Origin of the sequence: Polynucleobacter sp. MWH-UH2A (assembly GCF_018687195.1) — a bacterium.
Lineage (GTDB): Bacteria > Pseudomonadota > Gammaproteobacteria > Burkholderiales > Burkholderiaceae > Polynucleobacter.
Genome location: NZ_CP061321.1, coordinates 1,796,701 through 1,820,320, shown reverse-complemented (window position 1 = coordinate 1,820,320; position 23,620 = coordinate 1,796,701). Strand labels below are relative to the sequence as shown.

28 protein-coding genes are annotated in these 23,620 nt (G+C 44.3%); 15 read left to right on the top strand and 13 right to left on the bottom strand.

What is annotated here, in order from left to right:
• Positions 1 to 16: 16 nt before the first annotated feature.
• From lnt to IC571_RS09385, 5 genes are all read right to left on the bottom strand, one after another.
• Positions 17 to 1,537, bottom strand: a complete 1,521-nt coding sequence (gene lnt, locus IC571_RS09405) for an apolipoprotein N-acyltransferase (RefSeq protein WP_251373362.1) — start codon at positions 1,535 to 1,537, stop codon at positions 17 to 19.
• A gap of 8 nt (positions 1,538 to 1,545) precedes the next feature.
• Positions 1,546 to 2,382: an HlyC/CorC family transporter gene (locus IC571_RS09400; RefSeq protein WP_215316282.1), complete on the bottom strand. Its 837-nt coding sequence runs from the start codon at positions 2,380 to 2,382 to the stop codon at positions 1,546 to 1,548.
• A gap of 36 nt (positions 2,383 to 2,418) precedes the next feature.
• Positions 2,419 to 2,877, bottom strand: a complete 459-nt coding sequence (gene ybeY, locus IC571_RS09395; RefSeq protein ID WP_215316280.1) for an rRNA maturation RNase YbeY — start codon at positions 2,875 to 2,877, stop codon at positions 2,419 to 2,421.
• Positions 2,867 to 4,213: a tRNA (N6-isopentenyl adenosine(37)-C2)-methylthiotransferase MiaB gene (miaB, locus tag IC571_RS09390; RefSeq protein WP_215316278.1), complete on the bottom strand. Its 1,347-nt coding sequence runs from the start codon at positions 4,211 to 4,213 to the stop codon at positions 2,867 to 2,869. Before miaB ends, ybeY begins: the two co-directional genes overlap by 11 nt.
• 65 nt (positions 4,214 to 4,278) lie before the next feature.
• A complete protein-coding gene (locus IC571_RS09385) occupies positions 4,279 to 5,541 on the bottom strand; it encodes a putative Na+/H+ antiporter (protein WP_215316276.1) in 1,263 nt (420 codons plus the stop codon).
• Positions 5,542 to 5,599: 58 nt separating this feature from the next.
• On the opposite strand from IC571_RS09385, the gene IC571_RS09380 reads away from it, so the two are divergent.
• On the top strand, positions 5,600 to 6,010 hold the full coding sequence (locus tag IC571_RS09380; RefSeq protein ID WP_215316274.1) for a rhodanese-like domain-containing protein: 411 nt from the start codon (positions 5,600 to 5,602) through the stop codon (positions 6,008 to 6,010).
• A gap of 39 nt (positions 6,011 to 6,049) precedes the next feature.
• Positions 6,050 to 6,439 (top strand): OsmC family protein, encoded by a 390-nt coding sequence (locus IC571_RS09375; RefSeq protein ID WP_215316272.1) that lies wholly within the window; start codon positions 6,050 to 6,052, stop codon positions 6,437 to 6,439.
• A 55-nt stretch (positions 6,440 to 6,494) separates the two neighbouring features.
• Here the strand turns inward: IC571_RS09375 and IC571_RS09370 are convergent, their stop codons facing one another.
• The gene (locus tag IC571_RS09370) at positions 6,495 to 6,782 is read right to left on the bottom strand and encodes a glycine zipper family protein (protein ID WP_215316270.1); all 288 of its coding nucleotides are present in this window, start codon (positions 6,780 to 6,782) and stop codon (positions 6,495 to 6,497) included.
• Between the two features lie 46 nt (positions 6,783 to 6,828).
• Positions 6,829 to 7,197 carry a Rap1a/Tai family immunity protein gene (locus tag IC571_RS09365; protein ID WP_215316268.1) on the bottom strand — a complete coding sequence of 123 codons (369 nt, stop codon included), beginning with the start codon at positions 7,195 to 7,197 and terminating at the stop codon, positions 6,829 to 6,831.
• Between the two features lie 190 nt (positions 7,198 to 7,387).
• Here IC571_RS09365 and IC571_RS09360 point away from each other — a divergent pair, with 190 nt between their 5' ends.
• Genes IC571_RS09360 through IC571_RS09350 form a run of 3 tightly spaced genes read left to right on the top strand, consistent with a single transcriptional unit; the run spans position 7,388 to position 10,058 of the window.
• Positions 7,388 to 8,536, top strand: a complete 1,149-nt coding sequence (locus tag IC571_RS09360; protein ID WP_371742915.1) for an ammonium transporter — start codon at positions 7,388 to 7,390, stop codon at positions 8,534 to 8,536.
• A gap of 51 nt (positions 8,537 to 8,587) precedes the next feature.
• Positions 8,588 to 9,112 carry a gamma carbonic anhydrase family protein gene (locus IC571_RS09355; RefSeq protein ID WP_215316265.1) on the top strand — a complete coding sequence of 175 codons (525 nt, stop codon included), beginning with the start codon at positions 8,588 to 8,590 and terminating at the stop codon, positions 9,110 to 9,112.
• A 16-nt stretch (positions 9,113 to 9,128) separates the two neighbouring features.
• Complete coding sequence (locus IC571_RS09350; RefSeq protein ID WP_215316263.1) at positions 9,129 to 10,058, top strand: AEC family transporter; 930 nt, start codon at positions 9,129 to 9,131, stop codon at positions 10,056 to 10,058.
• On the opposite strand, the gene maiA is transcribed toward IC571_RS09350, so the two are convergent.
• Entirely contained in the window at positions 10,029 to 10,727 is a 699-nt protein-coding gene (gene maiA / locus IC571_RS09345) for a maleylacetoacetate isomerase (RefSeq protein WP_215316261.1), read from the bottom strand. The genes IC571_RS09350 and maiA overlap by 30 nt on opposite strands.
• An 89-nt stretch (positions 10,728 to 10,816) precedes the next feature.
• On the opposite strand from maiA, the gene IC571_RS09340 reads away from it, so the two are divergent.
• Positions 10,817 to 11,446, top strand: coding sequence for a trimeric intracellular cation channel family protein (locus tag IC571_RS09340; protein WP_215316259.1), 630 nt, complete (start codon positions 10,817 to 10,819; stop codon positions 11,444 to 11,446).
• On the opposite strand, the gene IC571_RS09335 is transcribed toward IC571_RS09340, so the two are convergent.
• Positions 11,433 to 13,004: a gamma-glutamyltransferase family protein gene (locus IC571_RS09335; RefSeq protein WP_305848875.1), complete on the bottom strand. Its 1,572-nt coding sequence runs from the start codon at positions 13,002 to 13,004 to the stop codon at positions 11,433 to 11,435. The genes IC571_RS09340 and IC571_RS09335 overlap by 14 nt on opposite strands.
• 238 nt (positions 13,005 to 13,242) lie before the next feature.
• On the opposite strand from IC571_RS09335, the gene IC571_RS09330 reads away from it, so the two are divergent.
• Positions 13,243 to 14,913, top strand: a complete 1,671-nt coding sequence (locus IC571_RS09330) for an MFS transporter (protein WP_215316256.1) — start codon at positions 13,243 to 13,245, stop codon at positions 14,911 to 14,913.
• 58 nt (positions 14,914 to 14,971) lie between these two features.
• Here IC571_RS09330 and IC571_RS09325 read toward each other — a convergent pair whose 3' ends face one another.
• Together IC571_RS09325 and IC571_RS09320 are read right to left on the bottom strand one after the other, a co-directional pair.
• The gene (locus tag IC571_RS09325) at positions 14,972 to 15,583 is read right to left on the bottom strand and encodes an MOSC domain-containing protein (protein ID WP_215316254.1); all 612 of its coding nucleotides are present in this window, start codon (positions 15,581 to 15,583) and stop codon (positions 14,972 to 14,974) included.
• A gap of 23 nt (positions 15,584 to 15,606) precedes the next feature.
• Positions 15,607 to 15,927, bottom strand: coding sequence for a DUF6150 family protein (locus IC571_RS09320; protein WP_215316252.1), 321 nt, complete (start codon positions 15,925 to 15,927; stop codon positions 15,607 to 15,609).
• Between the two features lie 530 nt (positions 15,928 to 16,457).
• Between IC571_RS09320 and IC571_RS09315 the strand changes: the two genes are divergently transcribed.
• The 8 genes from IC571_RS09315 to IC571_RS09280 all read left to right on the top strand — a co-directional run bounded on the left by IC571_RS09315 (position 16,458) and on the right by IC571_RS09280 (position 22,867).
• On the top strand, positions 16,458 to 16,775 hold the full coding sequence (locus tag IC571_RS09315; protein WP_215316250.1) for a hypothetical protein: 318 nt from the start codon (positions 16,458 to 16,460) through the stop codon (positions 16,773 to 16,775).
• Positions 16,776 to 16,777: 2 nt separating this feature from the next.
• Entirely contained in the window at positions 16,778 to 17,011 is a 234-nt protein-coding gene (locus IC571_RS09310; RefSeq protein ID WP_215316248.1) for a hypothetical protein, read from the top strand.
• A gap of 1 nt (position 17,012) precedes the next feature.
• Positions 17,013 to 17,399 (top strand): hypothetical protein, encoded by a 387-nt coding sequence (locus tag IC571_RS09305; RefSeq protein ID WP_215316247.1) that lies wholly within the window; start codon positions 17,013 to 17,015, stop codon positions 17,397 to 17,399.
• Between the two features lie 41 nt (positions 17,400 to 17,440).
• Entirely contained in the window at positions 17,441 to 18,112 is a 672-nt protein-coding gene (locus IC571_RS09300; RefSeq protein WP_215316245.1) for a tetratricopeptide repeat protein, read from the top strand.
• Positions 18,109 to 18,963 carry a ParA family protein gene (locus IC571_RS09295; protein ID WP_215316243.1) on the top strand — a complete coding sequence of 285 codons (855 nt, stop codon included), beginning with the start codon at positions 18,109 to 18,111 and terminating at the stop codon, positions 18,961 to 18,963. The genes IC571_RS09300 and IC571_RS09295 overlap by 4 nt, the downstream gene beginning before the upstream one ends.
• Before the next feature lie 309 nt (positions 18,964 to 19,272).
• Positions 19,273 to 20,754 (top strand): arylsulfatase, encoded by a 1,482-nt coding sequence (locus IC571_RS09290; protein WP_215316242.1) that lies wholly within the window; start codon positions 19,273 to 19,275, stop codon positions 20,752 to 20,754.
• 43 nt (positions 20,755 to 20,797) lie between these two features.
• Positions 20,798 to 21,754 carry a transporter gene (locus IC571_RS09285; RefSeq protein WP_215316240.1) on the top strand — a complete coding sequence of 319 codons (957 nt, stop codon included), beginning with the start codon at positions 20,798 to 20,800 and terminating at the stop codon, positions 21,752 to 21,754.
• A gap of 3 nt (positions 21,755 to 21,757) precedes the next feature.
• Positions 21,758 to 22,867: a formylglycine-generating enzyme family protein gene (locus IC571_RS09280; RefSeq protein ID WP_215316238.1), complete on the top strand. Its 1,110-nt coding sequence runs from the start codon at positions 21,758 to 21,760 to the stop codon at positions 22,865 to 22,867.
• A gap of 125 nt (positions 22,868 to 22,992) precedes the next feature.
• Here IC571_RS09280 and IC571_RS09275 read toward each other — a convergent pair whose 3' ends face one another.
• Together IC571_RS09275 and IC571_RS09270 are read right to left on the bottom strand one after the other, a co-directional pair.
• Positions 22,993 to 23,166 (bottom strand): hypothetical protein, encoded by a 174-nt coding sequence (locus IC571_RS09275; protein ID WP_215316236.1) that lies wholly within the window; start codon positions 23,164 to 23,166, stop codon positions 22,993 to 22,995.
• Between the two features lie 9 nt (positions 23,167 to 23,175).
• A complete protein-coding gene (locus IC571_RS09270; protein ID WP_215316235.1) occupies positions 23,176 to 23,610 on the bottom strand; it encodes a hypothetical protein in 435 nt (144 codons plus the stop codon).
• Positions 23,611 to 23,620 lie beyond the last annotated feature (10 nt).

The following is a 23,620-nucleotide window of genomic DNA, read 5'->3' as shown; positions in this document are numbered from 1 at the left end:
GTAGAGTTAAAAATGCTTAAAAACGACGATGACGAATCAAGCCCCAGATTAGCAATGCCGCAGAAAGGCTGAGGATGGGCAGGTTGCCCCATCTGACATAGGGCGTTTGACCACTGTATGGCTGGATTGTGACGGTGAGCGTGGCTTGAGTAAATTCCGGAAGGGTTTGAATTACTTTGCCATCTGATCCCAAGACGGCGGTAATCCCAGTATTGGTTGCTCTTATGGCGGGTAAGCCTGTTTCGAGCGACCGTAGTTGTGAAAGACGTAATTGTTGAGTCGGGGCTTGTGATTCACCAAACCAAGCTAAGTTAGTCATATTGATGAGCAAGTGAACAGGTTCTTGACTGCGTCGTATGCGCAAAGCCAATTCATCGCCAAAGACATCCTCATAGCAAATGGTGATTGTTGCATTTACGCTCGCCTGATTCTTGCGTTCAATCCTAAAGGGCTTTTGATCAAAACTACCTCGTGCAAAGTCACTCAATGGAACATTAAATGCTTTGATAAACCAGTGAAAGCCTGGAGGAATAAATTCACCAAATGGAACCAAATGAACCTTATCGTATTGATACGGCTGTGTATTGGGCGACAAGCCAATAGCGCGATTGGTGTATTGCATCTCTTGATCGCCGCGAGCTTCACCCACCAAGCCCAGCAAAAGATTGCTTAAGCTCGTATTGGAATAATTTTGTAGGTAATTGAGTAAGCCGTATGGGAGATTATTTTGTGGCCAAGGAAAAGCAGTTTCAGGAATGATGATGAGATCAGCAGCCTGTTTCTGAATTTCTGAAACATAAAAATCAATCTGTTGACTAATTGCTTGAGGATTAAATTTGAGGCTTTGCTCAAAATTTCCCTGAATGAGACGGACGCTGATTGGTTCGCCAAAAGGTTTGGTGTAGGAGCCTTGTCCGGCTAATTGAGTGAGAGCGATTGTTGCAAATATTGTGATAATGCTGGTGAAGGGTCGCACTCTCAGAGCTAGGATTTCCCATGAAGTCCATACCACTAGGAATGTGCACGCAAGCCCGCCAAAGATTGGTGCTATGAGCGCAAAAGGACCATTGAATTGGTTTTCTGCCAACCCCATCCAAGGAAAGCCGGTAAAGATATAGCCGCGCAAATATTCCATTACTACCCAACTAGCTGCAAGTAGTAAGCCAGCGATGCGACTTTGCTTGCAGTAGCGAATAGTGAAAGTGGCCGCAGAAAAATACATGGCCATGTAGAGTGACAGAAGTAAAACGGCAACCCCGGAGAGGATGGGGTTCATGCCGCCAACATCATGCATGCTGATGTACAACCACCACAATCCGACTAGGAAATAACCAATACCGAAGGTAAGGCCCAGACCAAAATAGCGTTTTGCTGTTTCAGGGACCTCAAGGCGAAGCCTCCACCAAACGATACTCAGGATTGGGATTTGCAGCCAGCCACCGTAGGGTAGTTCAGCAACTAAAGCAAGAAGTGCCCCAAGCCCAAGAAGCATGATCCATGCTGAAATACGTTTTGTAATGTATTGGGGGATGAGCAAGTTGTGCCCTAGTCAATCTTTTGAGCTAATTGCCGTGCTAACAACACATGTATTTGTCGTGGATCGGCACGTTGTACTTCAAATTCAATGCCATCAATAGTGATGCGTTCGCCTATTTTAGGAACACGTCCTAGGTGCTGTATTACAAGGCCTGCAACAGTATCAATATCTTCAATCGCAAAGTGGGTGCCAATGGTATCGTTAAATTGCTCAAGCTCAGTGATGCCTTTAACTCGAATGTCGCCATTATCTAGAGCGATGATGTTATCGGCTTCCTCGTCAATATCGTGTTCATCTTCGATATCACCAACAATTTGCTCGAGGACATCTTCAATCGTAATAATGCCCGCTACGCCACCATATTCATCTACTACGATTGCCAAATGATTGCGATTGTCTTTAAAGTCACGCAATAAAACACTTAAGCGTTTAGATTCCGGAATAAATACTGCAGGTCGCAACCAGTCTCGTATTTGAAAATCCTTTTCAGTCGCATGACGTAATAAATCTTTAGCCAGCAGAATGCCAATCACGTTATCGCGTGTTCCTTCGAAGACTGGGAAACGGGAGTGGGCCGCTTCAATTGCGACCTTCATTAATTCCGATAAAGGTAGATTGATGTCAATCCAGTCGATTTGTGCTCGCGGTACCAAAATATCCCGCGCACACAATTGCCCCACCTGAAAGACGCCCTCAATCATGGAAAGTGCATCATCATCAATTAGCCCCTCTATTTGGGCTTCGCGCAGCGTTTCAATGAGTTCTTGGCGACGCTCGCTCGGGCTAGTTGGTTGTGGCGATAAGAAATCAGCCAGGCGATCTAAAAGGGATTTGGGGTCAGGCATATAGCAAGAATAGCGTAGAACGATGACAAATGAAAATTATGTATTTAAATAGGGATTAGCAAATCCGAGCACTTTAAGAAGTTTAATTTCCAGCGCTTCCATCTTTTTTGCTTCTCGATCGGTTTCATGATCAAGACCCTGGGCATGAAGACATCCATGAATAATTAAGTGCGCTAAATGGGCTTTCAATGTTTTCCCTTGTTCCTTTGCTTCTTTTTGAATGACGGGCAAGCAAAAAATGATGTCTGCTGTGAGGCTATTCTTTGAACGCTCATACGGAAAAGTCAGCACATTCGTAGCGTAATCTTTTTGGCGAAAAGCTGCATTTAACTTTTTACCTTCGGTAGCATTTACAAACCTAAGGGTAATGAGTCCTGAATTGGCGCCCGTACTTTTCACCCATTTTTTGATTAGCGCTGCCGAAGCAGTCTTTTCAACAACGCTCTCAAGAGTTGGGCTAGCAAACTGAAGATCAATCATTAATTTAGCTGGCATGCACTTCTACCATCTCACCTCTGAGGGTGTAATTGAGTACTTCGGTAATTTGAATATCAACCATTTGTCCTGTGAGAGATTCAATCTCATCGCTGGGGGCGGCAAAGTGGACTACGCGATTATTCTCAGCCCTACCTTGTAGGTTTGCACCATCTTTTGCTAGGCCTTCAACTAAAACAGTTTCAATATTGCCCAACATTTTTTGACTGATTTGATTTGCTTGTTCCTCAACGAGACCAAGCAATGTTTGCAAACGCTTTAACTTCACTTCATATGGTGTGGTATCACTTAGATTGGCTGCAGGTGTACCAGGGCGTGGACTAAAGATGAAGCAAAAACTGTTATCGAAATGCAGTTCACGAACCATCTTCAGGAGTTTTTCAAAGTCCGCATCGGTTTCACCTGGAAAGCCAACAATAAAGTCGCTAGAGAGTGTGAGGTCGGGTCGCACAGCACGCATTTTGCGAATAATGCTTTTATATTCAAGTGCCGTGTAGCCTCGTTTCATCGCCGATAGCATGGCATCTGAACCATGTTGTACGGGTAAATGTAGATGACTTACTAATTTCGGAGCTTTTGCATACGTATCAATTAAGCGCTGTGTAAATTCTTTCGGATGACTAGTGGTAAAACGAATGCGCTCAACACCCGGCACCTCGGCAATGTATTCAATGAGTAATGCAAAGTCAACTAGCTCTGCGGTATCACCCATTTTCCCTCGGTAAGCATTGACATTCTGACCTAGTAAAACAATTTCTTTAACGCCATTCGCAGCAAGTCCAGCAACTTCAGTCAGAACATCATCAAATGGACGCGATACTTCCTCGCCTCGGGTGTAAGGAACAACACAGTAGCTGCAATATTTTGAGCAACCCTCCATGATGGATACATATGCAGATCCACGCGTTTGTCGTGAGGCTGGCAGGCGATCAAACTTTTCAATTTCTGGAAACGAAATGTCAACCTGAGGAATTCCTGTTTTACGACGTTCGGCAATCAGATCGGTCAGGCGATGAAGAGTTTGAGGGCCAAAGACAACATCGACATAGGGTGCGCGACTGACGATTTGTTGACCTTCTTGGCTGGCAACGCAGCCACCAACTCCAATCAGTAAATTAGGTCTTGTCTTTTTTAACTCTCTTAGGCGACCAAGGTCAGAAAAGACTTTGTCTTCCGCTTTTTCTCTGATTGAGCAGGTATTTAGAAGAACAACATCCGCATCTTCTGGGGAGTTAGTCATTTCCATACCCTCATCGGCATGGAGAAGGTCGGCCATTTTGCCCGAGTCGTACTCGTTCATTTGGCAACCAAAGGTTTTGATATAGAGCTTTTTCATATGCCGTTCTCAGGTTTATAGCTGGGGGCGAAGCTCAGATTTTACTGTGGATAGCTTTGTTGGACCTAAAGTAGTCGATAGACGGCAATTGCTACTAGCGTGGGCGGTATTGCAGCAATCAATAGATAGAGTGCCGAGACCGCGGCACCAGGAAAGTAGCTACGCAGTATGGCAATGCCTGCTGGATTTGGAGCATTTGCAATGACCGTAAGACCGCCACCAGCAACAGCTCCGCCGACCAGTGCAAGTTTGAAGTCCAGTGATGTGCCCGTTACCAATGATCCCAAATACGTTAGAGCGGCATTGTCGGTAATTGCAGTGAGAGCCAGGCTGCCATAGAACACAGCCGTTGGGCTCATCATTTCGAGGATGGGTTGTAGCCACCAGCCTTGAAGACCTCCAAGGACAACCAAGCCAGCCAAGAAAAATCCAACTAGCAAAGCCTCTTTTAATATGAGTGGGCTCTGATATTTTGGGTAAGCTGTGGTGTAACCAATAAAAAATAAGAGAAGCCATATAAAAATAATGGGGTCGTGAGCAAATACCACCACTCCCAGCAAGAACAGTAGATGAACTGCAATCACGGTCAACGGAATTTTTGTGTGATGATCGGATGTTGTTGGCTCTTGAATTTGGCGATGGAATAAGAGCGTTGCTACTAAAGCGTTAATGAAGATGGCAATACAGGATTCAATGCCGAAATGATGAAACATAAATGCTGAGCTCCACTCCCAGGTGGATGCAACCATCAGTACTGGCGGTGCTGCGAAATTAGTCAGGGTGCCACCAATCGAAATGTTGACAAATAGCGCGCCAAGAGTGCCAAACAGTAATGGTTTAGAGCATTGATGTCGATAGACGAGGTCACGCAATAGGAATGCTGCCAAAGTCATTGCTGCTGGTTCGGTTATTAACGACCCCAAAAGAGGGGTTAAACCAAGTGTTAGGAAATACAGTACTGGAGCGCCTCTGATGCCAAGTAAGCGCTGTAATGCCCGAGTTAAAGCATGTAGTAGTTGTGTTGAAAAGTGCAATACTGGTTTGCTACCAGCCACGATCATGATGGCAAATACAAATAAGGGTTCTGTAAAGTTCCGAGAATTTAAATAAGACTTGGCGGTATGCAAGTCGCCCACTAAGCAGATATAAATGATCAGAGCAGCAGCCCAAAAACCAAATACGATCTCGACTTCCCCCAAAAGATGCCAAAGTCCTGCGTGTCTGGGCGAATGCTTTGCTAATGATTCAAAATAACTAGTGCAAAAGGTGTGCAAAACAGCTATTGCAAAAATAATGCTTGCACCAAGTTCTATCGGGGTAAAGTTCATAGGAGAATGTTAGCAGGTGACCCAACAATAAAGAGAATTGTCACTTTAGGAGATTGTGGTGAAATTAAAGATTGGATATAGAGCGCTCATTGATAGTGCCATGGAGAAAATAGAGACGATTGCGCTCAATCAAGCGCAAAAATTACATCAAGATCCTAATGTGGTGTTTGTAGATATTCGGGATATTCGAGAGCTTGAGCGTGAAGGAATGATTCCTGGCGCTTTGCATGCCCCTCGGGGGATGCTGGAGTTTTGGGTGGATCCAGATAGCCCCTATTACAAACCTATTTTTGGCGAGGACAAGCGCTTTATTCTGTATTGTGCTTCGGCTTGGCGATCTGCTCTCGCTGCTAATACATTACAAGATATGGGTCTTCCCCATGTGAGCCATTTGGAAGGTGGGTTTAGCGCCTGGAAGCAGGCGAACTTGCCGGTCGCAGAGAAGCCAACAAAATCCTCAAAGAGTTAAGCTTTGCTAAATGATGATTAATCTAATTTCGGAGACAGTATGAGAAAAGTTGTTTCACAATTTGGTGATGGGCCATTGCAGCAGAAGTTGCACACGGGTGAGTTACATTTCTTATCAGATGCCTATGCGAGTAATGGTGGACAAGATACCGGACCTACACCTCATGAATATTTGGGGGCGGCATTAGCGGCATGCACTAGCATGACATTAAAAATGTATGCGGGTCGCAAATCCATGAATTTAGAGAATGCGATTGTGACTATCGATATTGAGCGAGCGAATGATGTTGAGATATTTACGCGCGATATTCAACTGCAAGGCAATCTGAGCGATGAAGAAAAAAACCGCTTAATTGAAATTGCCAATAAATGCCCCATTCATAAAGCGCTGGCTGGAGAAATCCAAATAAAAACCCAGCTTGTAAGTTAATACAAGCTGGGTAGTTTTTGCACTAACGCTGTTACCAACGTTAGGTAGGTTGAGCTTAGTTTGGTGAGTTTGCTGGCTTGTTATTCTTCCCAGCGTTATATCCTGCGTTGTATTCAGATGCCTGCTCTTTTTTGTAGGAATCATAAATATAGCCAGATGCTGCACCAACTGCTGCACCACCGACTGCTCCCCAAATTGGGTTGCCATGGAAAATTGCGGTGCCAATAGCGCCCGCTGCTGCGCCAATGCCAGCACCGGATAATGTGCGTTGTTCAGTGTTGCTCATATTGGAACAGCCAGCAATTGCAAGAGTTGCTGCAGTAATCGCGATAATTTTTTTCATATCAACAGATCCTTTTAATTAATTTGAATTGAACGGAATGATCGGATTATTTTCTGGCGCAAGGGAATCGTGCTGCCAAGAAACCTAAGAACACACCAGCAGCAGGTTTGTCTGCGGTTTGTGGATTGTCTTGTCCGAATTTCACAAAATCAGCGATAACTTCATCACGTGATGGAGCGGGTTGCTTTACACAGATAAATGGTTTTGCGCGCTGGGGATGACGCGTAGCTAGGTAAGTGTCATAAATAGCAGTTGAGTAGCCCACGCAAAAGCTTCTAGATTCTGGGCTGGCGGGTAACTTACAAACATTGACCAGCTCTTGTGTGCTGAGAACCTTAACGGCTGCATTGGGTTGGGCTTGTACTAAGCCAGAAAAAGCTGCCGCTACAGCTAAAAAAATAAGGACTTTTTTCATGGGTTCTCCTGTTGGTGTGTGTAAATCCATCATAAACCATCATTTTAGCCAATATATGCACTAATTAAGTGCATTTTGCACCGTAATAGGTTTATTAACTCCCCATAATGATGCAAAAAATAGAAGGGGAAAACAAGTGGAAATTTTGAAATCTGGCAGCGATGCCCTATTCATTTTGTTGGGCGCCATCATGGTGCTTGCTATGCATGCAGGCTTTGCATTTTTAGAGTTGGGCACTGTGCGTAAAAAGAATCAAGTAAATGCCTTAGTAAAAATCTTGGTGGATTTTGCGGTTTCAACTATTGCCTATTTCTTCATTGGTTACAGCATTGCATATGGAGTCAACTTCTTTTCAGGCGCAGAACTGTTGGCCGAGAAAAATGGCTATGAGCTAGTGAAGTTTTTCTTTCTCCTCACTTTTGCTGCTGCAATTCCTGCCATTATTTCTGGTGGTATTGCCGAGAGAGCTAAATTCAATCCTCAATTGATTGCCACTTTTGTTTTGGTCGGTTTTGTTTATCCTTTCTTCGAAGGCATTGCGTGGAATCAGCATTACGGTATTCAGGCATGGATCAAGGGTTTCACTGGCGAAGAGTTCCATGATTTCGCAGGCTCAGTGGTGGTTCATGCTGTTGGCGGTTGGATTGCCTTGCCAGCGGTTATCTTGCTGGGCGCACGTCGTGGTCGTTACACCAAAGAAGGGCAAATTTCTGCGCATCCACCATCCAGCATTCCCTTTTTGGCATTAGGCGCTTGGATCTTAGCGGTGGGTTGGTTTGGTTTTAATGTGATGAGTGCCCAAACTATCGACAAGATTAGCGGTTTAGTTGCCTTGAATTCATTAATGGCAATGGTTGGTGGAACACTTGCAGCATGGGTTGTCGGACGAAATGATCCTGGCTTTGCCTACAACGGTCCACTTGCTGGCTTGGTTGCAGTTTGTGCCGGATCTGATTTGATGCATCCAGTGGGCGCTCTTTTTGTAGGTTTGGTTGCTGGTGCTCTCTTTGTATATATGTTTACCTTGGTTCAAAACCGTTGGAAGTTAGATGATGTGTTGGGTGTTTGGCCTCTGCATGGTTTGTGCGGACTTTGGGGTGGTTTAGCTGCTGGTATTTTTGGAACAAAAGCATTCGGCGGCATTGGTGGTATTGCTTTTACAGGCCAACTGATTGGTAGTTTGATGGGCGTGGGCATTGCCTTGGTTGGTGGCTTTGTAGTTTATGGTGCGCTGAAGGCCGTCATTGGTATTCGGATGTCTCAAGAGGAAGAGTTTGAGGGCGCTGACTTAAGTGTTCATCGAATTTCTTCAACTCCAGATCGCGAGCCTAACTGGTAAGTCGTTTCAGGAGCCATGCTGATATAGCCTGATTCATACCTATAATGGATCATGGCTATATTTGAACTAGATGGAAATGCACCTCAACTCTCTGAGGGTGCTTGGGTTGCCGAGAGCGCTGAGGTCATCGGCAAAGTAGTACTTCACAAAGATGCCAATGTTTGGCCCAAAGTTGTTATCCGTGGCGATAACGATCTTATTCAGGTGGGCGAAGGCAGTAACGTGCAGGACGCATCCGTCTTGCATACCGATCCTGGCTATCCACTCACTATTGGGAAGAATGTCACCGTAGGTCATCAAGTGATGCTGCACGGGTGCCAAATCGGCGATGGGAGTTTGATTGGTATTGGCGCGGTTATTTTGAACGGCGCAAAAATTGGCAAGCGTTGCCTAGTTGGTGCTGGCGCTCTCGTAACTGAGGGAAAAGAATTTCCCGATGGCTCAATGATTATTGGGTCGCCTGCTAAAGCGGTTAAAACTTTAACCCCCGAGCAAATTGCAGGGATTGGTGAGATCGCAGGGCGTTATGTGAAAAATGCGCAACGCTATACCAAAACCCTGAAAAAGATTTCCTAATTCTGCTTACGCTATCTTGCTCTACGTATTTAATGTAGTCCTTCCAGTTTTTGCCCTCATACTGATCGGGTATGTTTGTGGGCGTACTGGGAAGCTGGGCGAGAGTGCTTCGGTTGAGCTCAATCGCTTTGTAGTTTGGTTAGCACTCCCAGCGCAGCTGTTTAATTTTGCCGCTACAAGTGGTTGGCAAACGCTCTGGCAACCCGGCTTTATCGCTGCCTTTTTCTTTAGCTGCTTCATTGTCTTTGTGGTGGTTCTTGCCATTAGCTACTTGAAGAGCAAAGATTTGGCTGCGGCGAGCTTTAATGGATTAAGTGCTTCGTATTCAAACACGGGCTACATGGGTATACCGCTCTGCGCTCTTGCATTAGGTCAGGAGGGAATGGCCCCTGCAATTATTTCCACATTTATTGTGTTTGTAATGTTTGCATTAGTGACGGTGTTAATCGAGATCGATATTCTGTCCCATAAAAAACCTCATGAAATTGTGCTTAGCGTATTCAAGTCGCTCTGTGCTAATCCATTGTTGGTTGCACCGGTTGCTGGCTTGGCATGGGCCTCCTCCGGTCAAACTTTGTACGAACCCATTGCGCAAGTGATTGCCTTCTTAGCTGCTGCGGCAACACCTTGCGCTTTAGTATCTATTGGATTGTTTCTACTGCAAAAGAGCAAAGCTTCGGCTAGTCAGACATGGGGTATCAGTATTGCGAAGCTGATTTTCCAGCCTCTCATTGCCTGGTTGATTGCGGGACCAATTTTGAACTTGCCAACACTTTGGTTAAATGCGATTGTGATTTTGAGTGCGCTTCCAACAGGTACAGGCCCTTTTATGTTGGCTCAGTATTACAAGGCTGATGGCAGTGTGATATCGCGAGTGGTATTAATTACTACGATTGGCTCTCTATTAACGCTGTCCTTATTTTTGTGGTGGAATGCTAGGGTTTAAACCCTCTGCATCGATTTGTTTTTCCCAAGAAGCATCCATAAAGGCTGGTAACTTTAAGCACTCATGCAATATTTTGACTAAGCTAGGGTAGGGAGTGAGATCCATGCCGCTACTAAGTGCGTTGAATAATTGGGGTACTAAGCAAGCCTCAACTAGTCCCGGTTGATCTCCGTATGCAAAACGTCTAACACGAGAATCGGTGCTGAGCTGTTTTTCTAAGCTGTTAAGACCTAACTTTATCCAGTGCTGATACCAAGTATCTTTTGTTTCATTAGTACTGCCGACATTTTTTACTAGGTATCGCAACACACGTAAGTTATTAATGGGATGAATATCACAAGCAATATCCATTGCCAAAGATCGAACCCAAGCGCGGTCTTCGGGTGATGTGGGCAAAAGCCTTGGGTTGGGATGCGTTTCTTCTAGATACTCAATAATGGCTAATGATTGATGAATGCTGACTTTGCCATCTTCAAATAGCGGCACTAAGTGAGTGGGATTTTTTTCTGAGTAATCTAGATCAAATTGGGCGCCACCACTTTTAGTTATGTGAACAGGAGTGATGTCGCAGGGGATGCCTTTGAGGTTTAAGGCAATACGAACACGGAAGGCGGCTGAGCTACGCCAAAAGCTGTAGAGCCTAGGCTTGGAATTCGATGTCGTAGTCATATTGTGGTTTTCAAGAATAAGTTGCTCTCAGTATATGCAGGGCGATGCATTTGGATGAAGTTTATTCAAAGTGTTTTAGACTAATTCCTATGGAACATATTCAGTTTTGGGTTGGCGTCATTGCAACTATGGCGTTTGCGGTGACAGGCGTATTGGCGATTGCGGATCGCGGCGTTGATCTTTTTGGCGTTTTGGTGCTGGGTTTGATTACGGCAATTGGGGGCGGAACCATTCGCGACATCATTTTGGAGGCCCCCGTTTTTTGGTCTGAGAATCAAATGTATGTGTGGCTTGCTTTAGGAGCAAGTGTGCTGACATTTGTTGCCGAATCATTTTTTACGCAACCGCAAATTTATCGTTGGATGCTTTACATCGACGGTTTTGGTGCGGCGCTTTTTGGAATACAGGGTGCCGATAAAGCATCTAGCATGAATTTCGGGCTACCAGTTGCCCCCGTGATTCTGGGTGTGATTACTGCCATTGGCGGCGGTTTGATTCGGGATGTTTTGGCTGGAAGAAAAACCCTCATCATGTCGCATGAGCTCTATGCCATCCCAGTGACTTTGGGGTGTTGTGCTTATGTTTTGGTTTTGAATTTTTTACCTCAATATGCGATCGAGGGCTCTGTACTCTGCATGTTGGGAATATTTGGATTACGCGCAGCCGCTATTCATTGGGATCTGCGCGTGCCCAAATTGTTTATTACTAAAACGCGCTAACAGCGCCATCACTGCGCGGATCCCATCCGCCACGGAGTGTTCCCGAGGGTTCGCGAATGATGCAGCCCGCGTGACCAACTGTTTCATCAAACGCATCAAGCATTTCAATTTCATGGCCTAAAGCATGTAACTCTTTTGCAACCCATGGACTAAAGCGTGACTCTAATTTCAAACTGTCACTGGTTTGTCCCCAAGTGCGACCCAATAACCAACGAGGGCGACTGATGGCATCTTGTGGATCAAGTCCATATGTAGCAGTGCGTGTGAATACCGCACATTGCGTTTGTGGTTGGCCATCACCACCCATAGTGCCGTACACCATTGAACGACCATCTTTAAATAAAGCCATGGCTGGATTCAGCGTATGAAATGGTTTGCGATAGGGCTCAAGGTGATTGAGTGTTTTCGGATCTAGTGAAAAACTGCAACCACGGTTCTGCCAATTAATTCCAGATTTCGGCAGAACAATTCCTGCACCAAACTCGTGATAGATACTTTGGATAAATGAAACGCAGTTGCCGTCACCATCAATGACGCCCATCCAAATCGTATCGGCTGGGCCTTTTCCTTGACCCCATGGCAGCGCCTTATTGGGGTCAATATTCTTGGCAAGTTTTTTCAGAAACGCTGGTGCCAAGAAGGATTGCGCATTCTTGGTCATATAAGCGGGGTCTGTGACAAATTGATCGCGAATCTTAAATGCTTGTTTGGTCGCCTCAACGCAATGATGGACATATTCAGCGCTATCGACTTTGAAACGTTTCAGATTTAATTGGTCCAAGATGCCAACAATCATGAGTGAGACCACGCCTTGGGTAGGCGGAATCATGTTGTAAACATGACCCATGCTGTGTTTGAGTTCAAGCGGATCAATCAGCTTTGCATGATGGCGATGGAGGTCGGCTAGACGTAGAGGACTTCCAATATCCGTAAGTTCTTTTCCGATTAATTCTGCAAGTTCGCCGCGATAGTAATCATCTGTTCCCTTGTCGGCAATTTGTCGCAAGGTTTTTGCAAGGCGAGCCTGTTTAAAAATGCTGCCAACAGCAGGCGCTTTTCCATCTACTAAAAATGTTTTAGCAAATCCGGGAATAGATTTCAGTTCTTCCCGTTTTTTTGCTGTCAGGCTGGATTGGCTGTGGGTAACCGGCACACCAGTTTCTGCATAGTGAATGGCATCTGCCAGCAATCTCGATAGTGGCATTCTTCCGCCCAAGCCTTGCTTGGAAAGTTTGTGAGCGGCACCCCAGCCAGAAATGGTTCCTGCAACCGTGTTGGCGGCTACCGGCCCTCTAAAAGGGATCGCTTTGGTAATGCCGCGCTCTCTGTACCACTCTTTTGTTGCCAAACCGGCAGCAGCACCGCAAGCATCAATTCCACCCATGGCTTTGCCAGGAGAGTGAATGACCCAAAAGGAATCCCCGCCAATGGAATTCATGTGTGGATAGACGACGGCAATCGTTGCTGCTGCAGCGACCATCGCTTCGAGTGCGTTGCCGCCCTCACGAAGAACTGCTAAAGCGGATTCGGATGCGAGAGAGTGAGGCGCTACCGCCATCCCTCTGATTCCCCATTTTGGTTGCATGGTTATTTTGTCCCTAGTTATATGAGTGTTTGTTGATATTAGACATCAGGCGAACATTTGTTGCTTTAATGCAATCGGTTTGAATGTTTCTCGGGAAAACCCGCACACCAATTGATGGGGAATTACCCTAATTAGTAGATTTCTTGATTTTTTTTCACAGCATAATCAGTTCGTTGTTTTTTATTTCAATAAAAATAGTTAGGAGCTACGGATGTCAACAGCGCATAAAGCAGCCCCAATGACCGCAGAAGAACGCAAGGTTATTTTTGCATCTTCATTAGGTACGGTTTTTGAGTGGTACGACTTTTATTTATACGGTTCACTTGCGGCAATTATTGCTAAGCAATTCTTCTCAGGCCTAGATGCTGGCTCTGCCTTCATTTTCGCTCTCTTAGCGTTTGCTGCCGGTTTTATCGTGCGCCCATTTGGTGCACTGGTGTTCGGTCGCTTAGGCGATTTGATTGGTCGTAAATATACCTTCTTGGTAACCATCTTATTGATGGGTGGCGCGACTTTCATCGTCGGTATTCTGCCTAACTACGCAACCATTGGTGTTGCTGCCCCAGTCATTTTGATTGCATTACGTATGCTTCAAGGTTTGGCTTTGGGTGGTGAGTACGGTGGTGCTGCTACTTATGTTGCAGAACACGCGCCTCATGGCCGTCGTGGTGCCTACACAGCATGGATTCAGACAACAGCTACTTTGGGCTTGTTCTTGTCCTTGCTCGTGATTCTCTTCACACGTGAATTCACTGGCCCAGACTTTGATGTTTGGGGCTGGCGCGTTCCTTTCATCGTTTCTATCGCATTGTTGGCGATCTCTGTTTGGATTCGTTTATCCATGAATGAGTCACCAGCTTTCAAGAAGATGAAAGAAGAAGGTAAGTTATCTAAAGCACCTTTGTCTGAGTCTTTCGGTCAATGGAAGAACTTGAAGATTGTTATCTTGGCATTGTTTGGCTTGGTTGCAGGTCAGGCAGTGGTTTGGTACACCGGTCAGTTCTACGCTTTGTTCTACCTCACTCAAGTATTGAAAGTAGACGCAAAGACTGCGAACTTATTGATTGCCGCTTCTTTGGTTATCGGTACACCATTCTTCGTAGTGTTTGGTAGCTTGTCAGACAAGATTGGTCGTAAGATCATCATTATGGGTGGTTTGTTGTTGGCTGTAATTACTTACATTCCAAACACCCCAGTTTCTGTCTTTAACGCTTTGACTCACTACGCTAACCCAGCGTTAGAAAAAGCGATGGCAACTGCACCAGCAACGATTACTGCTGACGTGAATGAATGTACATTCCAGTTCAACCCAACTGGTACAGCGAAATTCACTAGTTCTTGCGATATTGCAAAACAGGTGATGGCTTCAAACTCTGCTAGCTATAGCACTGTTCCTGGTCCAGCTGGTTCTACAGCGGTAGTAAAAATTGGTGATATTGAAATTCAGGGCTATACAGCTAAGGGTATTGATCCTGCTGAAGCTAAAACAAAAGATGCTGAATTCAAGAAGGCCATTCGCGAAGCTTTGAACAAAGAGGGTTATCCAACTAAAGCAGATCCAGCACAAATTAACTATGTTGCTGTGTTGCTCTTGTTGGTTTACTTAGTGATTTTGGTAACCATGGTTTATGGCCCAATCGCTGCAATGTTGGTTGAGATGTTCCCAACCCGCATTCGTTATACCTCTATGTCATTGCCATACCATATTGGTAACGGTTGGTTCGGTGGCTTATTGCCAACGATCTCCTTTGCTTTGGTTGCGCAAAACGGTAATATTTACTACGGTCTCTGGTACCCAATCATCATTGCTGCTATTACCTTAGTAATCGGCACACTGTTTGTTCGTGAAACCAAAGACGTGGATATTTATGCGCGTGACTAATGCGTAGTCAATATCTGCAGTAGGCTAAACCCGATCAGAAATGATCGGGTTTTTTATTTCAATCCCAGAGATCTTTTTGATTGCGATTAGCTAAAAGATTTCGGTTTTGCTGGGCGATAGACGTATCTCTTGGGCCGGGAATTAGCTGAATCCTTTCTCCTGCAGAGACTATTCCTGTCTTGATTACCCGTAAGTACCAGCCGCTATAGCCCGATTGCACCATGGCTTTAGCAGCACCTTTGTAGCCAAGTGCTGCATTGAATTTAAAACATGGTTCGCGTAATTTAGTAACAGCAAATTGCAGTTCGCCGATCACCAGTTTGTCGCCAACAAAGACTTCGGTTTCGAGTAGACCCTCAATCGTGAAGTTTTCACCAAGAGCACCATGTTGAAGAGCAATCGGTTTTTTGGTTTCGCGAGTGAGTAGTTCATTCCAAAATGTGTAATGTTCTGTTGGGTAAACATAAACCGCTTTTTCCAATCCACCATGCACATTGAGATCTGCCTGTTCATCACCCTTAACGCCAAGATTATTGATGTCAACAGCCATTGCATTTTGTAGGTTGCTAATGCTTGTCTTACGAATTGCAGATGGCACAGATTTGTAATCTGGGTGGTGGTTGCCAAATAAAGGCGTCACCTTGCCAGAAGAAATAGAAAGTAGTCGCATTGGCTAAAGATTGTTAATTGGTATTAATAACGACAGCGCGCATCACTCTTGTACTTTGTGTAATAGACAATAAGGTCGGCATCGGATTTATATTGGGTGTAATAGATTACGGCACGGGCATCACTTTTGTATTTTGTATAGAACCATACGCCAGGTTCGTTGTCGCTGGAGTATTGGGTCTCATACACAATGCAATTAGCTTCCGAAGGATATTTCGTGACGAAGACTTTTGCATTTGCTTCTGATGGGTAGTTGGTGATGAAGATCTGAGCGGCAAATACCCCCGAGGGCGCAAAGGCGAGAAAAACAAACAAGCTCAGTATTTTTGAGAAGGGCGTTTTCATGTACCTATATTACGGTTTATGTGGTTGGCGACTACAGAATTGAGCGAATTAGCTCAGCTGGTTAGAGCGACGGAATCATAACTCGCAAGGTTCTTAGGTTGCCAACCCTTTCCCTAATAAAATCAACAACTTAGAAAACCATGGTTTTCGCCGTCCTACACAATGTGTGATACACCGCCCGCAAAGTGCCGAAGAATAAGGTTTTCGTGGAATAAATCCTTAAAACATAAGGCTCAGATCGGAGGGTAGTGGCGAGTGTTGCCGTTTAAAATGATAGTTCTGAGTTAGCCTATTTTCTTTTATGGTGCTGTTTATTTTTCTCTGATGGCAACAACTAGCTAACCCTTCTTTGCTCACGCATGCATTAGTTTTGTTATGTAACTGTGCTTGATGGTGGCGCAAAAAAAGAGGTGTAGAGCGTTCCTTGGCGCACTAACTATTACCTATACTAGCTCTCATGTTAATAGCCTAAAGGTGAATATTCAGTCTCATGAATGTTCAGTAGTATTTCCCTCATTATGGAGGGGGCAATGGCTAACGTAGAACAAATAAAAATAGCCAAATTAATAGGAAAAAAACTACGAGCTAACAGAGAAAAGCAGGGCCATAACTTGGCCATTCTTGCATCAAAATTACAAATGTCAGTAGTCGAGCTTGTGGCAATTGAGGATGGCAATATATTTTCTACCAAAAAGTCATTTCATCAATTCATAGAAGGCGCCCAAGCTTATGCAAAGGAAATAAGCGCACACATAGAGGAATTTTCCAGTCCTGCAAAGAAAATTCAGTCCACTACCGCCAAGGAGTGGGATATAGAAATTCCAGCATTTTTGCGAAAGAAGGATTAGTGATGAATTGGAAAATTCGCTTTAGAGTTAACAAAACTGCTAATAGCCCAATTTCAACTATTCGCATTGATGCCGATAGTTTGCGTGAAGCTTGTATCGAAGTGGTAAGTTTATACAGGGATGCCACTATTTTGGAGTATCAAGAAGGGGAAGGGGCGCTTATTCAATTTGATCTATCAGATATTGGTGCTCAATCTTACCCAATAGATCCAAATGCTTTTTCGGCTATTAAATAAATTGAGCGCCAAGCCTTCATCTGAAGTGATTAAGCATTATTTAGAGCGTGGTGATCTTGCTCTAAAGAATGAACAATTCTCAGTGGCATTTGGACACTATATGCAGGCCGAATCTTTGTCTCCAGAAAAGCATTATTCAAAGACAAGTCAGATGGCAATTAATGGCCAGTTAAATGAATCCGAGATTGAAAGTTTGCTTGATGCCTTGCGCCACGAATATTTAATAAACAAGGCTAGGGCCAGCTTGCACTACGGCTTAGTTTGCAATTACCTGCAGCAATACGAGGAAGCGGGTGAGGCCTATAAAAAAGCCCTATCTCTAGGTATCACAGAGGCAAATGGCTTGCTTGATCAAGTGATTCAAATAAATCAACAAACTAATAGTTAATAAAATTGAGTGCATTAGAAAATTGCTAAGAAGGAGAGTCAATGTCTAGCGTGGAACTGGGAGAATTAAATCTTCGAAATGGAAAAAATGATGCAGCGTTTGATATCTTTTTTGATTTAGCGCAGTTTGAACTAAGCGCAGATGCCCAATTTGCCCTAGTAAAGATGTGCTTTGATGGCCTGCTAAAGACGGAGCAAGCAGAGCGGTTAATGAACTGGCTCAATAGAGAGACCGCTAGAGGCAATGGTTACGCTGATTACAACTTGGGTTTAATTCATGAGCAGGGCACAGTTGGTGGTAAGCCCGACTTTAAAAAGGCAGTTGAGTTTTATGCAAAGGCCATCAAGGAAGAGGTTCATGATGCATTCTGTAATTTAGGAAATATTTTTATTACCGGTTCAGGCTCCGCACAGGGAGTTCCCCAAGATATCAATAGGGGCTTAGAGTTGCTTGAAAAGGGTGCGCAGCTAGGGAGTCGTCAAGCTGCCTATACGGTTGGCAGCTATTATGGCAAAGGTGAGATCGTTCCAGTAAACCATCGCAAAGCGTTTCTTTATCTTACACTCGCAAGTTTAGAAAAACATGATCAAGCTAAAAGAGTCTTGTTAATTATGCAACATGCAGTTAAGGAAGATTTTTCTAGGGAGCTTGAAGAGGCACAGCACATGTATGCAAAGACTCAGAACATGCGTCAGCTATACAAGCTACTATGAGAGATAAGCTTAAAATCCTCATTACCAACCAAAAGGGCGGGGTGGGAAAAAGCACAATCTCAGCTAATCTAGCTGGATTTATTGCCATTGAAAAAAATCATAAAGTCTCGCTTATAGATTACGACAAACAGGGCACTTCATCAGTCTTAATCAGTAAAAATCCCCACGCCAATATTCAGACATATAAGTCAGGCTTGTCTTATCAGCAAAACTCAAATCAAACAATGCTTGAGGCTAAGGCAGCGCTACGGCGCTATGGCGCCCATGCTGAAATTACGATTGCAGATTTGACTTGGACTTTTGGCTTGCCTTATGACTTCATGCTTGAATTTGATGTCATTATTGTGCCCAGCTCTAATAGCAAGGTTGAGATTGCCAGCACCGAAATCTTTATTCTTGAATATGTTCAAAGACAAATGATGAAGATAAAGCAAAAAGGGCAAACCATCTTGGTTGCCCCTAGTCGCATTGATCGTAATCAGCTCAATGAAATTAAATTCCTTGGATTGGAGTTTTTAGATAACTGCGCTATCTGCCCGCCGATATATCGAATCTCGCAAATTAATAATGAAGTATTAAATGATTTTTGGTTTCGTATTGATAACGGTATTATTTCTGAGAACATGATCGAGTTCGGCGATTTTGTTTATGAAAAGATCATGGAGGTAAAAAGGCGAAAAGCGCAAGCTCCTCAGGTATTGCAGCCCCAGATTGTGATGCGCCCAACCTACCCAGTTCAAGCTGCTGAGGTACGGCAGGGGTCAATATTTAACCCGCCAATAGAGCCTGTTTCTAGTCAGGCGGCTCAAGCGGAATTTAGCTTTATTCCTTCTTTTTTGAGAAAAAAGTAAGCCTCGGAGTAGTAATAGGTCGCACTAATTAATTCGCCAAGTAATACAAGAGCCTAAGACTGATTTAGGCGGGTGTGTAAGAGGGTGTCGTTTTAAACGACACTTTAGGATAGAGTTAAATATCCTGGTTGATATTGGGCTAGGTTCAAAATACATGCTTATATAAGTAATAATAAGCACTCCTTGATCTATGGCGCTCTAAGCGATGATTAGGGTTCTGTTATATTTCATTCTCAAACGACCTAGTCAGCACTTGGAGACATTATGTTTTTAGAGCGAATTTCGGTTGGAGTCTCAGTTGTATTGATAATGACATCTTCGGTCATTGCACAAACTACTGCAAATACTTCTTCAAAAAACCCCAATGTCATTTTTATTTTGGCAGATAACGTTGGTTATGGAGATTTGGGTTCATATGGCGGCGGAGAGTTGCGTGGCGCACCCACACCTCGTTCAGACGAATTAGCGAAAAGTGGTTTGCGTCTAACGCAATATTTAGTTGAGCCCGCATGCACTCCATCACGTGCTGCATTAATGACTGGTCAGTATTCAATACGCAATGGATTATCGCTAGTTATTATTCCTGGTTCGCCAAGCACTTTATCTGGCAAGGCTTACACAATGGGTCAATTATTCAAAGATGCTGGCTATTCAACAGCGCTTTATGGTAAGTGGCATCTAGGTAGCGCCCCTCAGAGCTTGCCAGGTGCCCATGGATTTGATCAGTTCTATGGCATCCCACCCGATATTTCTTGGGACTCCGCCAGCCTCGTGCCTCAGGCTATACAAACACATTCATTTGGCGATGTCCCCGATAAAGTTTTGTATGACAAAGGCCCTTGGATCAACCAGCAAAAGGGCAATGGACCTCTGGAACGAGTGAAGCCCTACACCATGGCTGTTCGAGCTGAGATTGATAATGAGCTGACTGATAAATCCATAGCATTTATGAAGCAGCAAAATGCTGCGGGCAAACCCTTCTTTTTGTATTTGCCTTTCTCTATGGGGCATTATCCAAATTTACCCTCCAAGCAATTTGCTGGTAAATCACGCATTGGTCAATATGGCGACAAAATGATGGAGGGTGATTATCACCTTGGTCAGGTTATGGATGCTCTTAAGGAAATGAATATCGAAGACAACACGATTTTGGTGTTCGCCTCCGATAATGGCTCAACGGGTCAAACGGTGATGCACTGGGATCGTCAGGGGCTTGGAGCTCCAGATATGGGATCGAATGGCCCATTTCGTGGCGATTTAGGTGAAGCAACTGAAGGTGCTGTCCGTACGTTTTGCATCATTCGATGGCCAGGGCATACGGCGCCTGGCAGCACATCTAACGCAATGTTTTCTATTATGGATTTCATGCCAACATTTGCAAATATTCTGGGTGCAAAACTTCCAACTGACCGAGCAATTGACGGTGTAAACCAGCTTGATGTACTCATGGGCAAAAGCGCAACAGGTAATCGGGAGTCCTTGCTATCTTTCATTGGACCTGATTTAGTTGCTGCTCGTTGGAAGCAGTGGAGAATTTATTTTAAGGATATGAATCGCACTGGGACGGGGCAGCAAACAGTCGGTGGATTGTGGGCTAACTCAGCGCCTTTATATACCCCAAAGTTCTATAACGTTGAAATGGATCCTCATGAAGATTTGCAATTGACCAACTATGCATGGATTGGTGGACCCATATTTAAAGTGGTTGAAGAGTATTTGGCTTCGGTTAAGAAGTTTCCAAATCCGCCTCCATCAAACGTCACCAATTTTTCTCAGCCGTTGAGTAATTAATTGCGAATAAGAGGCCACTCTTAGACACGCTTATAAAATGAATATGCCTGCATGGACTCGACTAAAAATAGTCGAGTCTTTTTTTCTATTTACCACCTTGGTCACTCCCTTTTACACCTACGCTGATGAGGGCGGAGTTCCTTTTTGGATGTCGGGTCAATACGCAAGTATGGCTGCAGTACCAATGGCAACCGGTTGGTCATTGGTAGCAATGCCCTATGTCTATAGTGGAAGCGCAGATAAATCTAAAACCTTTCAACATGGTCAAAGTGTCAACGCGGGATTGTCAACAAGCATGACTCTTGGACTCATTCAGCTGGGATATGTTGCTGAGGAAAAGATTCTGGGTGGTCAACCTTATATTGGTTTGGGGTGGGGTCCTGGAACAAACACAACCACCGCATCAGTGAGTGTCACTCACCCGAATATTGATCTCAATCGCACAAATACCATGACTGGTGGTTCAGATATTTACCCGTTAGCAAGTCTGACTTGGAATAGTGGAAACAATAATTACAAAACCTATATCACTGGCGACATTCCAGTTGGCGCCTATAGTCCAGCTAGTTTGTCGGGCATTGGAATTGGGCATGGCGCGATGGATGCAGGTGGCGGATATACCTATCTCAATAACACTACAGGTCTAGAGTTTTCAGGTATAGCTGGTGCAACCTATAACATGCAGAACAATCAGACCAACTATAAAAATGGCGTTGATTCGCATCTTGATTGGTCTGTTTCTCAATTTTTGTCTCAGCAATGGCAAGTGGGTATTGCGGGCTATGTGTACTACCAGTTGACGGGTGATTCGGGTAGTGGGGATAAGGTTGGTGCTTTCAAGTCACAAGTGGCAGCCGTTGGCCCCCAAATAGGCTATGTATTTAATATGGGGGCTAATCAGGCTTACATTAACTTAAGAACTTATAAAGAGTTCTGGGCCAAGAATCGTGTTGAGGGGTATGCCACAATCGCAACGATTAGCCTGCCACTAGGTAAATAAGAAATGAATGTTTTACAACGAAAGATTTTGTTAGCTCTCGCAATTGTCTTGTTAGGCATCGGTGCTTTCTTTGCGTGGAAGCAATTCTTCTCCAAGCCAAAACAAGTTACACCAGCAATCATATTAAGTGATGGAAAAAATGCGCCCATTGGTATGGCCTGGATTCCAGGAGGTGAATTTTTAATGGGTAGCGATCATCAAAAATCTCAAGCCAATGAGAGACCGACCCATAAAGTGAAAGTATTTGGTTTTTGGATGGATACCACTCACGTTACCAATGATCAATTTGCTCAATTTGTAAAAGAGACTAATTACAAAACCACTGCAGAGCAAATTCCCGACTGGGAAACCATTCGAGTGCAATTACCCCCAGGAACGCCTAAGCCACTAGCTTCCGTATTTGTGCCAGGCGCTATGGTGTTTGTGGGTACAAAGGCTAAGGTAAACCTCAATGACTATTCGCAATGGTGGGCTTACGTACCGGGTGCAAATTGGCGTCATCCAACCGGACCTAAAAGCAATATTGACGGCAAAGGAAATCATCCAGTTGTCCAAGTGAGTTACGAGGATGCGCTTGCATACGCTAAATGGGCTGGCAAAAGATTGCCAACAGAGGCTGAGTGGGAATTTGCAGCAAGGGGTGGCCTCAATCAAGCCACCTATGCTTGGGGTGATCAACTTGAGCGGGATGGCAAATTACAAGCCAATATTTGGGACGTTAAGAAACAGGCTTTTCCTGTAGTGAGCCCTAAAGCGGGTGGTGCAGTGGGTACTACTGCAGTAGAAGCCTTTCCGCAAAATGGCTATGGCTTATACGATATGACCGGTAATGCTTGGCAATGGGTTGCAGATTGGTATCGCGCAGACTACTTTGCAATGCAGGCTAAAGAATTTGGCAATACTGTCATCCTAAATCCACAGGGGCCAAGCAACTCATATGACCCTGATGATAGTGGTGTGCCGCCCAACGCACCCAAGAGAGTTATTCGTGGGGGATCATTTTTGTGCAATGAAGATTATTGTCAGTCATATCGCCCTAGCGCCCGTCGAGGAGCGGATCCCTATAGCCCAATGTCGCATTTAGGGTTCCGGCTGGTAAAAGATTCCCAATAAGCGTTTCATAGACTCTCGGACTGGTAATAGATCGTACTAATAAATTTTCTAGGCGATATAAGGGTCTAAGACAGATTTAGGCGGGTGTGTAACAGAGTGTCGTTTTAAACGACAAAAACTAGTAATTACTTTCGAGATTTTTGTTGCTCAATCATCAAATTGCGAAACTTCACAAATGCCTCATGATGGTCCAACGCATCAATAGTTTCAATCTCTGTCTGGCCATTACTTAATTTGTACGTAACCACCCAGTATTTGCCACCAGCGTTTTCAATGGAAAGTATTTCATATGAGCTCAAGTTGTCATCCTACAAATGGTCTTGCTTCTTAAGTCGATTAATTAAGTCGAAAAATAATTCTTCAGATTTTTTAGAGAATTCCTCAAGATCTAGCGCTGGCAAGCTAGTGATGCGAAGTTGTTTTTTCTCATCTTGCTCTAAGTAACCCATTTCCTCTAATTTAAGAATCTTGCGCCTGACAGTTTCTCTGGGTATGCCAGTCGACAGGCTAATGGAGTGAGCGTTGCTACCTCTATATTTGGAGGTGAACTCACTTAGCATCACTCTTTCTTGGATGAGCTCGGAATAAACATTGCGAGCGTTGTAATGGGCAATTTCACCTAGCACAATGCAACATTCAATATCACCATCAAAAGCTTGATACAGCCGAATCAAGTGACTTAGGTAATGATCATTAATTGCGAATAAAAATGCACTTTTTTTAAGTGAAACCTGTTTGTCCATAGATTGAGAA